Origin of the sequence: Streptomyces sp. NPDC018947, from assembly GCF_044390505.1 — a bacterium.
Taxonomy (GTDB): Bacteria; Actinomycetota; Actinomycetes; order Streptomycetales; family Streptomycetaceae; genus Streptomyces.
The window spans coordinates 129,584-143,729 of the sequence record NZ_JBIRZD010000003.1; the positions used below are offsets into that span (position 1 = coordinate 129,584).

At 73.5% G+C, this 14,146-nt stretch carries 16 protein-coding genes; 14 read left to right on the plus strand and 2 right to left on the minus strand.

What is annotated here, in order from left to right:
* Positions 1 to 98 precede the first annotated feature (98 nt).
* Complete coding sequence (locus tag ACH499_RS08650) at positions 99 to 2,126, plus strand: DUF5107 domain-containing protein (RefSeq protein ID WP_399014384.1); 2,028 nt, start codon at positions 99 to 101, stop codon at positions 2,124 to 2,126.
* On the opposite strand, the gene ACH499_RS08655 is transcribed toward ACH499_RS08650, so the two are convergent.
* Positions 2,123 to 2,470, minus strand: a complete 348-nt coding sequence (locus ACH499_RS08655) for a VOC family protein (RefSeq protein WP_399014386.1) — start codon at positions 2,468 to 2,470, stop codon at positions 2,123 to 2,125. The two genes, ACH499_RS08650 and ACH499_RS08655, sit on opposite strands and share 4 nt — an antisense overlap.
* 83 nt (positions 2,471 to 2,553) lie before the next feature.
* Between ACH499_RS08655 and ACH499_RS08660 the strand changes: the two genes are divergently transcribed.
* Positions 2,554 to 3,012 carry a phage holin family protein gene (locus ACH499_RS08660; protein ID WP_399014388.1) on the plus strand — a complete coding sequence of 153 codons (459 nt, stop codon included), beginning with the start codon at positions 2,554 to 2,556 and terminating at the stop codon, positions 3,010 to 3,012.
* Between the two features lie 70 nt (positions 3,013 to 3,082).
* Here the strand turns inward: ACH499_RS08660 and ACH499_RS08665 are convergent, their stop codons facing one another.
* On the minus strand, positions 3,083 to 4,045 hold the full coding sequence (locus tag ACH499_RS08665; RefSeq protein ID WP_356201969.1) for an LLM class F420-dependent oxidoreductase: 963 nt from the start codon (positions 4,043 to 4,045) through the stop codon (positions 3,083 to 3,085).
* Positions 4,046 to 4,211: 166 nt separating this feature from the next.
* Here ACH499_RS08665 and ACH499_RS08670 point away from each other — a divergent pair, with 166 nt between their 5' ends.
* The 12 genes from ACH499_RS08670 (at position 4,212) to ACH499_RS08725 (ending at position 14,146) form a co-directional block, all read left to right on the plus strand.
* Positions 4,212 to 6,122 carry an NAD(P)/FAD-dependent oxidoreductase gene (locus ACH499_RS08670; protein ID WP_399014389.1) on the plus strand — a complete coding sequence of 637 codons (1,911 nt, stop codon included), beginning with the start codon at positions 4,212 to 4,214 and terminating at the stop codon, positions 6,120 to 6,122.
* The gene (locus ACH499_RS08675; protein WP_399014390.1) at positions 6,119 to 7,966 is read left to right on the plus strand and encodes a transketolase; all 1,848 of its coding nucleotides are present in this window, start codon (positions 6,119 to 6,121) and stop codon (positions 7,964 to 7,966) included. Before ACH499_RS08670 ends, ACH499_RS08675 begins: the two co-directional genes overlap by 4 nt.
* On the plus strand, positions 7,963 to 8,907 hold the full coding sequence (gene ligD / locus ACH499_RS08680) for a non-homologous end-joining DNA ligase (RefSeq protein WP_399014391.1): 945 nt from the start codon (positions 7,963 to 7,965) through the stop codon (positions 8,905 to 8,907). The genes ACH499_RS08675 and ligD overlap by 4 nt, the downstream gene beginning before the upstream one ends.
* 102 nt (positions 8,908 to 9,009) lie before the next feature.
* Positions 9,010 to 9,426 carry a gas vesicle protein gene (locus ACH499_RS08685; RefSeq protein ID WP_356201964.1) on the plus strand — a complete coding sequence of 139 codons (417 nt, stop codon included), beginning with the start codon at positions 9,010 to 9,012 and terminating at the stop codon, positions 9,424 to 9,426.
* 53 nt (positions 9,427 to 9,479) lie between these two features.
* The gene (locus ACH499_RS08690) at positions 9,480 to 9,917 is read left to right on the plus strand and encodes a gas vesicle structural protein GvpA (RefSeq protein WP_356201962.1); all 438 of its coding nucleotides are present in this window, start codon (positions 9,480 to 9,482) and stop codon (positions 9,915 to 9,917) included.
* The gene (locus tag ACH499_RS08695) at positions 9,914 to 10,687 is read left to right on the plus strand and encodes a GvpL/GvpF family gas vesicle protein (RefSeq protein WP_356201960.1); all 774 of its coding nucleotides are present in this window, start codon (positions 9,914 to 9,916) and stop codon (positions 10,685 to 10,687) included. Before ACH499_RS08690 ends, ACH499_RS08695 begins: the two co-directional genes overlap by 4 nt.
* A gap of 5 nt (positions 10,688 to 10,692) precedes the next feature.
* A complete protein-coding gene (locus ACH499_RS08700; protein WP_356201959.1) occupies positions 10,693 to 10,956 on the plus strand; it encodes a gas vesicle protein GvpG in 264 nt (87 codons plus the stop codon).
* Entirely contained in the window at positions 10,953 to 11,630 is a 678-nt protein-coding gene (locus ACH499_RS08705) for a DNA primase (protein WP_399014392.1), read from the plus strand. The genes ACH499_RS08700 and ACH499_RS08705 overlap by 4 nt, the downstream gene beginning before the upstream one ends.
* Complete coding sequence (locus ACH499_RS08710) at positions 11,627 to 12,811, plus strand: SRPBCC family protein (RefSeq protein WP_399014393.1); 1,185 nt, start codon at positions 11,627 to 11,629, stop codon at positions 12,809 to 12,811. The genes ACH499_RS08705 and ACH499_RS08710 overlap by 4 nt, the downstream gene beginning before the upstream one ends.
* On the plus strand, positions 12,808 to 13,137 hold the full coding sequence (locus tag ACH499_RS08715; RefSeq protein ID WP_365604882.1) for a gas vesicle protein: 330 nt from the start codon (positions 12,808 to 12,810) through the stop codon (positions 13,135 to 13,137). The genes ACH499_RS08710 and ACH499_RS08715 overlap by 4 nt, the downstream gene beginning before the upstream one ends.
* Positions 13,134 to 13,967, plus strand: coding sequence for a GvpL/GvpF family gas vesicle protein (locus ACH499_RS08720; RefSeq protein ID WP_399014394.1), 834 nt, complete (start codon positions 13,134 to 13,136; stop codon positions 13,965 to 13,967). Before ACH499_RS08715 ends, ACH499_RS08720 begins: the two co-directional genes overlap by 4 nt.
* Complete coding sequence (locus ACH499_RS08725) at positions 13,964 to 14,146, plus strand: gas vesicle protein (protein ID WP_077799359.1); 183 nt, start codon at positions 13,964 to 13,966, stop codon at positions 14,144 to 14,146. Before ACH499_RS08720 ends, ACH499_RS08725 begins: the two co-directional genes overlap by 4 nt.

Here is a 14,146-nt window from a genome sequence, read left to right on the forward strand (position 1 = left end):
GCCCTCGCCCCCACCGCGCCCCAGGGAATTAAACGTGAGCCACGTCGCCCCGGCCCGCGAGGCGGAGCCCCTGTTCACCGCGCCGGTGAACGGCTTCCATGGGGACCGTGACGACGATCCGACGTGAGGTACTGACGCTGCCCGCCGCTTCGCTGGGAACGGACAACCCGCTGCCGCCGCTGCGCCCGCTGGACGAGGCCCACCGCATCGACGAGCGGGACCGGGCCGCGCTGCCGCGCGACATGGCCCGGCAGGTCGACTACGAGCCGCTGCGCAGCCTCCTGCCCGTCCAGGTCCGCGACGGCTACGGGCGCCGGCGCGAACCGCGCGGGCTGGACGCGCTGGTCATCGAGAACGACCGGTTGCGGGCCACCGTCCTGCCCTCCCTCGGCGGCCGGATCGCCTCCCTCTTCCACAAGCCCACCGGACGTGAACTCCTCTACACCAACCCGGTGTTCCAGCCCGCCAACTTCGCCCTCAACGGCGCCTGGTTCTCCGGCGGCATCGAGTGGAACATCGGCGCCACCGGGCACACGACCCTGTCCTGCTCACCCGTGCACGCCGCCCGGGTGCCCGCCCCCGACGGCGGGGAGATGCTGCGCCTGTGGGAGTGGGAGCGGCTGCGCGACCTGCCCTTCCAGGTCGACCTGTGGCTGCCCGACGGCTCGGACTTCCTGCGCGTCGGCGTCCGGATCCGCAACCCGCACGAGCGCCCGGTGCCGGTCTACTGGTGGTCCAACATCGCCGTCCCCGAGGACCTTCGCGTCCTCGCCCCCGCCGAGGAGGCCTGGCACTTCGGCTACGAGCGCCGGCTGCGCCGCGTACCGGTCCCCCGCTACGACGGCGCGGACCGCACGTACCCGCTCGACAGCACCTACGCCGCCGACTACTTCTACGAGGTGCCCGACGGCCGGCGCCGCTGGATCGCCGCGCTCGACGCGCACGGGCACGGCCTGGTGCAGACCTCGACCGACGTGCTGCGCGGCCGCAAGCTGTTCGTGTGGGGCACGGGGCCCGGCGGGCGGCGCTGGCAGGAGTGGCTCACCGAACCCGGCACCCGGGGCTACTGCGAGATCCAGGCCGGGCTCGCCCGCACACAGCTCGAGCACGTGAAGCTGGAGGCGGAGAGCGAGGTGTCCTGGCTGGAGGCTTACGGGCCGCTCGACGCGGCGCCCGAGGGCGAGTGGCACACGGTGCTGCGCGGGGCGCAGGAGCGGCTGGAGACCGCGCTGCCGCGCGCCGACGTGGACGCCGCGTACGCCGCCTGGCGGTCCCGCGCCGACGACGAGCCCGGCGAGAGCCTCGCCACCGGATCCGGCTGGGGCGCCCTGGAGGTGCTGCGGGCGGGCTGGAAGCTGCCCGGCACGCCCTTCGACGAGAGCACCCTCCAGGACGAGCAGGCGCCGTGGCTGCACCTGCTGCGCGCGGGGTCCCTCCCCGAGCCGGACGGGTCACGGCCGCCCGCGCCGACGCTGGTCGCCCGGCCCTGGCGGGACATGCTGGAGACGGCTCCCGCGACACCGGACACCGAGTACCACCTCGGCGTCGCCCAGTGGCACGCCGGTGATCTGGCGCAGGCGGTGCGCAGTTGGGAGCGCGGCCTGAAGGGCGCCGCCGAGCGCTGGCCGCTGCTGCGCTGCCTCGCGCTGGCCGACCAGGAGGGCGGCCACCCGGAGCGGGCCGCCGACCGGTACACCGAGGCCTTCGGCGACCTGTGCGGGAGGCGGGACGCGGGCGGGGACGAGGGTGACGCGTGGCCGGCCGTCATGGCCGCGCTCGGCCGTGAGGCGATCGAGGCGCTGCTGGCGGCCGGACGTGCCGCGCACGCCCGTTCCGTGTGGGAACGGCTGCCGGACGCGGTCCGGGCCCGCGGCAGGTTCCGGCTGATCGAGGCGGAGCTGCTGGCCGCCGAGGGCCGCCGCGCCGAGGCACGGGCCGTCTACGACGACGGCTTCGAGGTCGCCGACCTGCGGGAGGGCGACGAGCGCATCGGCCGGCTGTGGGCCCGCCTCACCGGCGAGCCGCTCCCGGCCCGCCACGACTTCCGGATGCGGCCGGACGGGGGCGGGCCCGCCCGGCCGGACACGCTCACCCCGGCGGCCGGCCTGTCCGAAGGGACTGCCTAGGCGCGCCGGTCCACGTACTCGTACACCGCGCCGTCCGGATGACGGGCGATCAGGTTGCGGCCGGCCGGTGTCGGCAGCGGGCCCGCGATGATGTCCGCGCCCAGCCCGGACAGCACCCGGCCGGTCTCCTCGACGTCCGCCACGGCGATCGTCGCGGCCACCTTGCGCAACACCTCGAGCTGGTTCTCCGGCCCGCTCATCAGCAGGAAGCAGCCGACGGCGGCGACCTGGACACCCCCGCGCTCGAATCGCAGCGCCCGGCCGCCCGCCAGGCCTTCGTAGAAGGGGATCGCCTTGTCCAGGTCGTCGACGTAGACGCGCAGAGTCGCTCCGAGAATGTCCATACGGACGAGCCTAGTTGGCGCGGCGGGCACGGTGCCCGGGTCATGGGGGACGCCGTCGTGGGTACCCGCGACCCATGGACCGCATGGATCACTTGGAACACCTGGACAGGCAACTGATCGACGAACTGGCGCAGGTGGCACGCGAGACCGTGCGCGACGAGCTGCGCCGGCAGACGCGCAAGCAGCGGCGCAGGGCCACGCTGTACGCCGCCTCCGGTGCCGCCGCCCTGTACGCGGGCGCGGCCCTCGCGCTCACCGTGGGGCTGGTGCTCGCCATCGGCCTGCCGGGCTGGGCCGCCGCGCTGATCACGGCCGCCCTGCTGGGCGTCGCCGCTCACCTGCTGCGCACCGCCGCCCGGCCGCACGGCTCCGGGACGGGGACCGGGTACGGCGCCGGCCACGGGCTCACCGCCTCCGGCCACGCTCCCGCCGCGCAGGCTAACGGCACCGGCGTGCCGTATCCGCCGATGCCGTCCGTGGCGCCCGACGCGGAGCCGCGCCGGGACGACGCCGGCGCCGGGGACCCGCACCGCCGCGCCTGACGGGCCGCTCGCACGGCCGCGCCCCCGGACCGGTGTCCGGGAGCGCGGCCGTGACCGGGGGAGCCGGGGCTCAGGCGGTCTCCTGGAGCTGCGGCAGCACCTTCGTGCGGTAGAAGTCGAAGAAGCCGCGGAGGTCGGGGCCGATCTGGTTCACGTAGATCCGGTCGAAGCCGGCGTCGGCGAACCGCTTCAGCTCCGCGACGTGTTCGTCCGCGTCGTCCCCGCACACGCGGTTCTCGCGCACCATGTCCTCGGTGACCAGGGTCTGCGCCTGCTCGAAGTGTTTGGGCGACGGCAGCACCTGGCCCAGCTCGCCCGGCAGCAACTCGTTCGCCCACAGCCGGTGCACGGTCCGTACCGCCGCGTCCCGGTCGGTGTCGTAGCAGACCTTGGTGCCGCCGCTGACCGGCTTGGAGCCGCCCCCGCCCTTGCGGTACTGCTCCACCATCGAGGCGTCCGGCATCGTCGTGATGTAGCCGTCGCCCACCCGGGCCGCCAGCTTGGTCGCGGCCGGGCCGAAGCCCGAGATGTCGATGGGCACGGGCTCGTGGGGGACGGTGTAGAGACGGGCGTTCTCCACCGTGTAGTGCGTGCCGTGGTGGTTGACCTCCTCGCCGGACAGCAGTCGGCGCATGACGAGGACGGCCTCCTCCAGCATCTCCAGGCGTACGTGGGCGGCGGGCCAGGCGTCCCCGAGGATGTGCTCGTTCAGCGCCTCGCCGGTGCCGAGACCGAGCCGGAAGCGGCCCTCCGTCATCACCGCGCTCGTCGCCGCGGCCTGCGCCACCACCGCCGGGTGGATGCGCACGGTCGGGCAGGTCACCGCCGTCTCCACGGGCAGCGACACCGCCTCCGACAGCGCGCCGATCACCGACCACACGAACGGGCTCTGCCCCTGCTGGTCGTTCCAGGGGTGGTAGTGGTCCGAGATCCACAGCGCCTGGAATCCGGCCTGCTCGGCCATCCGCGCCTGCTCGATCAGCTCCGCGGGACCGTACTGCTCGCACGAGAGGAAATAGCCGTACTCGGGCATGGGGCTGCCTCCGGGACGTGGGGGAGGGTGGGACCCGGCCCGGGTACCCGGGGGCCGTCCGCGCAACCGGCGGCGCAAGGCCCCGCGCGGCCCGCCGGACGTTTGGCCGACCCGGCCGAGGGGACGCGGAAGGCTCACGAGGTACGCGACAGCCCGGAGGCGAACCGTGAGCCGACCCCGCATCGTGATCGTCGGTGCCGGCTTCGCCGGGTACCGGACGGCCCGCACCCTGTCCCGGCTCACCCGGCACCAGGCCGACATCACCCTGCTCAACCCGACCGACTACTTCCTCTATCTGCCCCTGCTGCCCCAGGTCGCCGCCGGCGTCCTCGAACCGCGCCGGGTCAGCGTGTCCCTGTCGGGCACCCTGCCGCGCGTCCGGCTGGTGCTGGGCGAGGCCGACGGCATCGACCTCGACGGGCGCACCGTGCGCTACACCGGCCCCGAGGGCGCGGAGGGCACCCTGCCCTTCGACCGGCTCGTGCTCGCCGCGGGCAGCGTCAACAAGCTGCTGCCGATCCCCGGGGTCGCCGAGCACGCCCACGGCTTCCGCGGGCTGCCGGAGGCGCTGTATCTGCGCGACCACGTGACCCGGCAGATCGAGTTGGCCGCCGCGACGCGCGACCGCGCCGAGTGCTCCGCCCGGTGCACCTTCGTGGTGGTCGGTGCCGGATACACCGGTACGGAGGTCGCCGCGCACGGCCAGATGTACACGGACGCGCAGGTCCGCAAGCATCCGATGCGCACCGGCATGCGGCCGCGCTGGATGCTTCTGGACGTTGCGCCGCGTGTCCTGCCCGAGATGGACGAGCGGCTCTCCCGCACCGCCGAGAGGGTGCTGCGGCAGCGGGGCGTCGACGTGCGGATGGGCACCTCCGTGAAGGAGGCGACGCACGAGGGGGTGGTGCTGACCGACGGCACGACCGTCGACACGCGCACGCTGGTGTGGTGCGTGGGGGTGCGGCCGGACCCGCTGGTGGAGTCCCTCGGGCTGCCCATGGAACGCGGCCGGCTGCTGGTCGACCCCCACCTCCAGGTGCCGGGGCACCCCGAGCTGTTCGCCTGCGGCGACGTGGCGGCGGTGCCCGACCTGCACAACCCCGGCGGGTACACGCCGATGACGGCGCAGCACGCGTGGCGGCACGGCAAGGTGTGCGCCCACAATGTCGCCGCGTCGCTCGGCCTCGGCGGTGAGCGTCGGCCCTACCGTCACCGCGACATGGGCTTCGTCGTGGACCTGGGCGGCGCCAAGGCCGCGGCCAACCCGCTCGGTGTCCCGTTGTCCGGCCCGGCGGCGGGTGCGGTGATGCGTGGCTACCACCTCGCGGCGATGCCGGGCAACCGCGTCCGGGTCGCCGCGGACTGGCTCCTGGACGCGGTGCTGCCCCGGCAGGCCGTGCAGTTGGGCCTCGTACGGTCATGGTCGGTCCCCCTGGAGTCGGCGTCCCCGGAGCTGGCCCGGGTCCCGGCGGGGGCGGCACCGGAACGCCGGGGCACGGCGGCAGGCGCGGGGTCCGGTCCCGGCCGGCCGGACACGGCGTCCGAAGACGCCGGCCGCCCGGCCGCCGGGCCGGCACGACCGGCACCGGACGACGGCCGACCGGACGGGGGCAGGGCAGGTGGTGAGCCCGCGAAGAACCAGCCCGGTGGTGAGCCCGCGAGGAACCAGCCCGGTGGCGAACCGGCGAAGAAGCAGCCGGGCGGCGAACCGGCGAAGAACCGGCCCGGCGGCGACCCCGCGAAGCCGAGCCCCGCCGACATGCCTCACACACACGGGACGCCCGGGCCCGGCCCCGCGGGCGCCCGCCCCAAGCCCGGATCGGCCGCTGCCGGAGCCGCCGGGGCCGGAGCCAGGCCCGGGCGGGCCGGGGGAGCGGCCGGGCCCGGCTCCTCCGGCGGCCGGGGCGGGCCGCGTCCGGCCGGAGGGCCCCGGGCCAGGCCGCCGTCGGCCGGCGCGCCCGCCCCCACCCGCTCCGCCGAAGGCGTCGAGCCCCCGCCGAACCAGCCGCCGCCCGGCCCCGACATCGCCCCCGGTCCCGTCAGGCGTACCGACGGACCCCCGGAAGGAGACTCATGAACACCGGTGAACTCGCGGAACTCGGGCAGCAGTTGCGCGTCGACAGCGTCCGCGCCTCCGCCGCCGCGGGCTCCGGGCACCCGACGTCCTCGATGTCCGCGGCGGACCTGATGGCCGTACTGCTCGCCCACCACCTCCGCTACGACTTCTCCCGCCCCGCACACCCCGGCAACGACCGCTTCGTCCTCTCCAAGGGACACGCCTCGCCCCTGCTCTACTCCGCCTACAAGGCGGCCGGCGCCATCGACGACGAGGAACTGCTCACCTTCCGCAAGCTGGGCAGCCGCCTCGAAGGGCACCCCACGCCACAGCGACTCCCGTGGGTCGAGACGGCCACGGGCTCGCTCGGCCAGGGACTGCCCGTCGGCGTCGGCATCGCGCTGTCCGGCAAGCGGCTGGACCACGCCGACTACCGGGTGTGGGTGCTGTGCGGCGACAGCGAGATGGCCGAGGGATCCGTGTGGGAGGCCGCGGAGCACGCCGGTCACGAGCACCTCGACAACCTGACCGTGATCGTGGACGTCAACCGGCTCGGCCAGCGCGGCCCCACCCGCCACGGACACGACCTCGACGCCTACGCGCGCCGCTTCCGCGCCTTCGACTGGCACACCGTCGAGATCGACGGGCACGACGTGGACGCCATCGACCGCGCCTACGGCGAGGCCCTGTCCACCCGGGGACAGCCCACCGCGATCATCGCCCGCACCCTCAAGGGCAAGGGCGTCGCGGCCGTCGAGGACCGCGAGGGCCATCACGGCAAGCCGCTGCCGGAGGCCGAGGACGCCGTCGCCGAACTCGGCGGCCCGCGCGACCTGACCGTCCGGGTGAACGAGCCGCCGTCCGCGCGGGCCCTGCACTCGGCCGGCTCCGGACAGCTCGACCTGCCCCGGTACGCGAAGGGCGACGAGGTGGCCACCCGCAACGCCTTCGGCGAGGCGCTGGCCGCGCTCGGCACCGCCCGCGGCGACGTCGTCGCCCTCGACGGCGAGGTCGGGGACTCCACCCGCGCCGAGTTCTTCGCCAAGCAGCACCCCGAGCGCTACTTCGAGTGCTACATCGCCGAGCAGCAGATGGTCGCCGCCGCCGTCGGCATGGCGGCGCGCGGCTGGGTGCCGTACGCCTCCACCTTCGCGGCCTTCCTCACCCGCGCCCACGACTTCGTCCGCATGGCCTCCGTCAGCGGTTCCGGGATCAACCTCGTCGGCTCCCACGCGGGCGTCGCCATCGGCCAGGACGGGCCCAGCCAGATGGGGCTGGAGGACCTGGCGATGATGCGGGCGATCCACGGCTCGACCGTGCTGTACCCGTGCGACGCCAACCAGACGGCGGCCCTGGTCGCCGAGATGGCCGGCCTGGAGGGCATCCGCTATCTGCGCACCTCGCGCGGTGAGAGCCCGGTGATCTACGGGCCCGACGAGGAGTTCCCCGTCGGCGGCAGCAAGGTGCTGCGCTCCTCGGACCGCGACCGGCTGACCGTCGTCGCGGCCGGCCACACGGTCCACGAGGCGCTGACCGCGGCAGACGCCCTCGCCGGGGAGGACATCGCGGTCCGGGTGATCGACCTGTACTCGGTCAAGCCCGTGGACGCCGAGACGCTGCGCGGGGCCGCCGAGGAGACCGGCTGCCTGCTGACCGTCGAGGACCACCGTGAGGAGGGCGGCATCGGCGACGCGGTGGCCGACGCGTTCTCCGACGGGCGCCCGGCGCCGCGCCTGGTACGGCTCGCCGTACGGACGATGCCGGGCTCGGCCTCCCCGGACGAGCAGCTCCGCGCGGCCGGCATCGACGCCGAGTCCATCGCGGCGGCCGGCCGGCTGCTGGTGGGGGAGGCGGTCGTCGCGTGAGCCAGGACGCCGTACGGACCGTCCGGGCCGGCCGGCGCACCGTGGAGGTCCACCGGCCCGGCAAGGTGCTGTTCGCCGCCGGGAGCGGCCCGGGCGGCGACGGCGGGGCCGGGGAGTACACCAAGGGCGACCTCGTCGACTACTACCGGGCCGTCGCGCCGTTCATGCTGCCGCACCTGCGGGGCCGCCCGCTGATGCTGGAGCGGCATCCGGACGGTGTCGACGGCCCCCGGTTCATGCAGAAGAACACCCCGGACCACTACCCGGACTGGGTCCCCCGCGTCGAGGTGGGCAAGGAGGGCGGCACCGTCCGCCACACGGTCTGTGACGACACCGCCACCCTTCTCCACCTTGCCGACCAGGCCGCCCTCACCCTGCATCGCTGGCTGTCGCGGACCGGTGACCTGGAGCGGCCGGACCGGATGGTCTTCGACCTCGACCCGTCCGGCGACGACTTCGCCCGGGTCAGGGAGGCGGCCGGACTGCTCGGCGCGCTGCTCGACGAGCTGGAGCTGCCCTCCATGCTCATGACCACCGGCTCGCGCGGCCTGCACGTGATCGTGCCGCTGAGACCGCGTCAGGACTTCGACGAGGTGAGGCGGTTCGCGCGCGACGTCGCCGACACCCTCGTCGCGGCTCACCCCGGCCGGCTCACCACCGCGGCCCGCAAGAAGGACCGCGGCGACCGGCTCTACCTCGACGTCCAGCGCAACGCCTACGCGCAGACCGCGGTGGCGCCCTTCACCGTCCGCGCCCTGCCCGGCGCCCCGGTGGCCACGCCGGTCTCCTGGGACCAGCTCGACGACCCCGCCCTGCACGCCCGCCGCTGGACCGTGGCGGACGCCGTCGAGCAGGCACGCACCCGGCCCTGGGCCGGGATCACCAGCCGCGCCAGGGCGCTGGGACCCGCCCGGCGGCGGCTGGACGCGCTGCGCGGCTGAGCCGCCCCGCCTCCTCGGCGGGGCCCGGCGCCGCCGCGCACATGCATGTGTCTGTGGAGGTTTGGCGAACACGCTTGCGGCCACACGGAGGGGGAGGTGGCCATGACGAACACGAAAAACACATCCGAATCGCCAAGCTCACAACAGACTTCACGGAAATCAACACAAGAGACCCGAGAGTCGCAAAAGTCTCAAGAGCAACGAGAGTCACGCGAGTCACAGGAACAACAGGGGGCACAGTCGGCCCGTCGGCCGGGCCCGATGGAGGTGCTGCGCGAGGCGCGCGCCCAGTTCGCGGAGCTCACCGGTCTGACCGCCGAATCCGTCTCGTCCTTCGGGCAGACGGAGGACGGCTGGTCGCTGGAGGTCGAGGTGCTCGAGCTGGAGAGGGTGCCCGACACGATGAGCCTGATGGCGAGCTACCAGGTGGAGCTCGACCCCCAGGGGCAGCTCACCGGCTACCGGCGGGCCCGGCGCTACGAGCGCGGACGCGCCGACGCGCGCGGCTCCGGCCGCTAGGCCGTCCGACCGCGCCCCACCCACACCCGTAGACGAGAGGGAGGAACAACCGGATGACTGTCGTACCGGCACAACAGTCCGGCGGCGGAGGCGGCAGCAGCGGCCTCTACGACGTGCTCGAGCTCGTACTGGACAGGGGGCTCGTCATCGACGCGTTCGTGCGGGTTTCCCTGGTCGGCATCGAGATCCTGAAGATCGACGTCCGCGTCGTCGTCGCCAGCGTCGACACCTATCTCCGCTTCGCCGAGGCGTGCAACCGGCTCGACCTGGAGGCCGGGCCGCGCAAGGCCCCGGGCCTGCCCGACCTGGTCGGAGAGATGACCGAGTCCGGCGCCCGCGGCAAGTCCAAGGGGGCGCTGTCCGGCGCCGCCGAGACCATCTCGGACGCGTTCAAGCAGGCCCGTGACGAGAGCGGCTCCGAGCGGGAGAGCGCCTCGCGTCCGCGTGCCCGCAAGGCCACGTCCTCGCGTCGTAAGGAGGAGCAGGAGTGAGCACGTACGTCTACGGCATCACCGCCGGGTCCCACCCCTCGCTCCCGGAAGGGCTGACGGGCATCGGCGACCCGCCCCGCGAGGTGCGCGTCCTCAAGGAGGGCGACCTGGCCGCGGTGGTCAGCGACGCCCCCGAGGACCTGCGCCCCAAGCGCAGGGAACTCCTCGCCCACCAGAACGTCCTCAGCGAGGCGGGCGCCGCCGGGTGCGTGCTGCCCATGAGGTTCGGCAGCGTCGCCCCGGACGACGCGGCGGTCACCGGCGTGCTCGCCGAGCGCGCCGAGCACTACCAGGAGCGGCTGCGGGCGCTGGACGGCCGGGTCGAGTACAACGTCAAGGCCAATCACGTCGAGGAAGCCGTCCTGCACCAGGTGATGGCCGAGAACTCGGAGATCCGCGCCCTCGCGGAGTCGAACCGGAAGGCGGGCGGCGGAAGTTACGAGGACAAGATCCGGCTCGGCGAGCTGGTCGCCTCCGCCGTCAAGGGCAAGGAGGCGGAGGACGCCGTCGCGCTGGAGCGCGCCCTCGAGGGGGCCGCCGACTCGGTGAGCGTGGGACCCGAGTCCACCGGCTGGCTGGCCAACGTGTCGTTCCTGGTGCACCGGGACTCGGCCGAGGAGTTCCTGGCCGCCGTGGAGCGGATCCGCGGGGAGATGCCGCACCTGGAGGTGCGGGTGAACGGTCCGCTGCCGCCGTACAGCTTCGTGGAGCCCGGCCCGGCCGAGCCCGCGGGCACCGCGGCCGGCGGGACGGACGCCGGAGCGGGGTGACGACCGTGGGAATCCTCTCGGAGATCCTCCTGCTGCCGCTCGCCCCGGCGCGCGGTGGCGGCTGGGCCATCAAGCAGGTACTGGCAGAGGCGGAGCGGATCTACTACGACCCCTCCACGATCCGGGCCGAACTCGCCCGGCTGGAGGAGCGGTTGGAAGCCGGGGAGATCACCGAGGAGGAGTTCGACCAGGAGGAGGACGCCCTCCTGGACCGGCTGGAGACCGCAACGCGCCACAGCGCGGGATTGGGCAACGGGACGGCACCATGAATCGAACGGCACTGGGCCTCGCGGTAGGGGCCGGCTATCTGCTCGGACGCACGAAGAAGATGAAAATGGCGGTCGCCGTGGGCACCATGGTGGCCGGAAAGAAGCTGAACCTCACCCCGAAGGGTGTCGCGGAACTCGTCTCCTCGCAACTGCAGAACAACCCGCAGTTCAAGGAGATCGGGGACCAACTGCGCACGGACCTGCGGGGCGTGGGCAAGGCCGCCTCCGGTGCCATGGTGGAGCGGCAGATCGACGCGCTCGCCGACCGCCTCCACGGCCGCACGGCCCAGGTGCGCGACCAGCTCTCCGGCGTGACGTCGAAGGCGACGGGCGTCGGATCCGGCGACTCCGAGGACTCCGAGGAGCCGGAGGACGCTGAGCCGGACGCGCGGGACGCGGAGGAGCAGGAGGACGAGCGCGCCGGGGAGGAGCACGAGGAGGAGCGCGAGAAACCCGCCGGGCGGCAAGAGCCGCGGCGCGAGAGGGCCGCGAAGGACGCTCCGTCCGCGGCACGGAAGACGGCCCGGAAGGCTCCGGCCAAGAAGGCCGCGGGCAAGGCTCCCGCGAAGTCCGCGGCGAAACGGACACAGCCCGCCAGGAAGGCGGCCGGCAAGAAGACGGCCGGCGCCCGCAGTACCGGGTCCCGGCAGTCGAAGGGCGGTGGTGAGCGATGACCGACACCCTCGGTTCCGCGGCCTCCACGGCCGGCAAGGCCGTGAAGGACAACCCGTTGGCCGACGTGGCGCGCAGCGAGGCGGCCGACCGCCTCAAGGCGGAGGTGCAGGACTACCTCGCCGCCCAGGCCACGCGTCTGCTGACCGGCGTCGGCCGCAAGCTCGGCGAGACCACCGGCAAGCTGAACGACATCGCCGAGGGCAACAGCCCCGGGTTCGCCAAGCTCGCCCTCGACGGCGGGCGCAAGCTCGCCGAGGGCAAGAGCCCGCTGCGGGCCGCGTTCGAGGTCGGCGCCGGCAAGGTCAAGGACAACGTGCTCGGCGCCTTCAAGAACCTCGGCGGCGGCAAGGGCAAGAAGAAGGGCGGCGGCGGCCAGAAGCCGACCGTCATCATCGAGTACGTCGACGTCGGCGTGCCGTTGCGCACCGCCTACGACCAGTGGACGCAGTACCAGGACTTCAGCACCTTCGCCAAGGGCGTCAAGAGCGCCAACCGCGCCGACGACACGACGTCCGACTGGCAGCTCAAGGTGTGGTGGTCCAACCGGAGCTGGAAGGCCAAGACCACCGAGCAGGTCCCCGACGACCGGATCTCCTGGTCCTCGGAGGGCGCCAAGGGCACCACCAGAGGCGTGGTCAGCTTCCACCGGCTCGCCGACAACCTCACCCGCGTGCTCCTCGTCATCGAGTACTACCCCAGCGGTTTCTTCGAGAAGACCGGCAACATCTGGCGCGCTCAGGGCCGCCGGGCCCGGCTCGACCTCAAGAACTACGTCCGCCACATCACCCTCAAGGGCGAGGTCGAGGACAGCTGGCGCGGAGAGATCCGCGACGGCGAGGTCGTCCGCAGCCACGAGGACGCGGTCGAGGAGGAGGAGCGGGAGAAGCGGGAGAAGGAGAAGGGGGAGGACCGGGAAGGCCCCGAGGGCCGGGAGCGCGACGAGGACGAAGAGGACTACGGGGACGACGAGGAAGCCTCGTACGACGAGGACGAGGACGAGGCGGAGGAGGACTCCGGCGAGCCCGAGGACGAGGACGACTACGAGGAGGAGCCCGAGGACGAGTACGAGGAGGACGAGGAGGAGGACGAGGACGAGGAGCCCGAGGACGAGTACGAGTCGCGCGGTGAGTACGAGGACGAGGACGAGGACGCCTACGCCGACCGCGGGAGCCGTCGATGACCACTCCCGGCCGGCTGCCCGAGCCCTACGGTCAGGGACAGAGCGCCAACCTCGCCGACATCCTGGAGCGGGTGCTCGACAAGGGTGTCGTCATCGCGGGCGACATCCGGATCAACCTGCTCGACATCGAGCTGCTCACCATCAAGCTGCGGCTCATCGTCGCCTCCGTCGACAAGGCCAAGGAAATGGGCATCGACTGGTGGGAGAGCGACCCGGCGCTCTCCTCGCGCGCGCGGCGCGACGAACTGACCCGGGAGAACGCCGAGTTGCGGCAGCGCCTGCGCGAGCTGGAGGGCGGCCGCGTACCGAGGGAGGAGGCACCGTGACAGGACTGCGGTACGTCTACGCCGTCTGCCGCCCCTTCGACTCGCCCCTGCAGTCCCAGCTCACCGGGGTGGCGGGCGATCCGCCCAGGCTGCTGACCCACGGCGGCCTGGTCGCGGTGGTGAGCCATGTGCCCGAGGCCGACTTCTCCGAGGAGGCGCTGCGGGCACGCCTGGAGGACCTGGACTGGCTCGCCGGGACCGCCCGCGCCCACCAGCAGGTCATCGACGCGCTCACCGTCGTCACGACGCCGCTGCCGCTCCGGCTGGCCACCGTCTTCCGGGACGACAGCGGCGTCCGCTCGATGATGGAGGAGCGCGAGGAGGACTTCGTGCGCACCCTCGGCCGGCTGGAGGGCCGGGTGGAGTGGGGCGTCAAGGTGTACGTCGAGACGGAGCCCGGGCAGCAGGAGCGCGCGGAGCCCGCGCCCAAGCCCGTCTCGGGCCGCGACTACCTGCGCCGGCGGCGGCAGCAGTCGCGGGCGCACGAGGACCGGTGGGCCAGGGCCGAGGAGTTCGCGACGCGCCTGCACGCGAACCTGTCCGCGCGGGCCGACGACGCGCGGCTGCACGCGCCGCAGAACCCGACGCTCTCCGGTGCCGCCGGACGCAACGTTCTCAATGCCGCCTATCTGGTGCCGCGGGACGTTTCCGAGGAATTCGTGGAAATGGTCGACCGCACGAAGGACGACACTCCCGGAATTCGCGTGGAACTCACCGGGCCATGGGCAGCCTATTCCTTCGCGGGAGAGGAAGCCGCCGGCGAGGAGAGCGCGGCCGGCGAGGGCGCCGCCCCGGAGAGCGGGGAGAGGACCGCGGGGGAGGACGCATGACCGTCGTCGAACGACGTGAGATCGCCCTCGTGGACCTGCTCGACCGGCTGCTGGCCGGCGGAGTCGTCATCACCGGCGACATCACGCTGCGCATCGCGGACGTCGACCTCGTCCGCATCGACCTCAACGCGTTGATCAGCTCGGTCAACCGCAATGTGCCCTCACCGTTCGGGGACTGA

What these genes read in the sequence shown, in the direction of transcription:
- ACH499_RS08650 (WP_399014384.1), top strand. Translation starts at nt 99, where the DNA reads ATGGGGACCGTGACGACGATCCGACGTGAGGTACTGACGCTGCCCGCC.
- ACH499_RS08655 (WP_399014386.1), bottom strand. Translation starts at nt 2,470, where the DNA reads ATGGACATTCTCGGAGCGACTCTGCGCGTCTACGTCGACGACCTGGAC.
- ACH499_RS08660 (WP_399014388.1), top strand. Translation starts at nt 2,554, where the DNA reads ATGGATCACTTGGAACACCTGGACAGGCAACTGATCGACGAACTGGCG.
- ACH499_RS08665 (WP_356201969.1), bottom strand. Translation starts at nt 4,045, where the DNA reads ATGCCCGAGTACGGCTATTTCCTCTCGTGCGAGCAGTACGGTCCCGCG.
- ACH499_RS08675 (WP_399014390.1), top strand. Translation starts at nt 6,119, where the DNA reads ATGAACACCGGTGAACTCGCGGAACTCGGGCAGCAGTTGCGCGTCGAC.
- ACH499_RS08685 (WP_356201964.1), top strand. Translation starts at nt 9,010, where the DNA reads ATGACGAACACGAAAAACACATCCGAATCGCCAAGCTCACAACAGACT.
- ACH499_RS08690 (WP_356201962.1), top strand. Translation starts at nt 9,480, where the DNA reads ATGACTGTCGTACCGGCACAACAGTCCGGCGGCGGAGGCGGCAGCAGC.
- ACH499_RS08705 (WP_399014392.1), top strand. Translation starts at nt 10,953, where the DNA reads ATGAATCGAACGGCACTGGGCCTCGCGGTAGGGGCCGGCTATCTGCTC.
- ACH499_RS08710 (WP_399014393.1), top strand. Translation starts at nt 11,627, where the DNA reads ATGACCGACACCCTCGGTTCCGCGGCCTCCACGGCCGGCAAGGCCGTG.
- ACH499_RS08715 (WP_365604882.1), top strand. Translation starts at nt 12,808, where the DNA reads ATGACCACTCCCGGCCGGCTGCCCGAGCCCTACGGTCAGGGACAGAGC.
- ACH499_RS08725 (WP_077799359.1), top strand. Translation starts at nt 13,964, where the DNA reads ATGACCGTCGTCGAACGACGTGAGATCGCCCTCGTGGACCTGCTCGAC.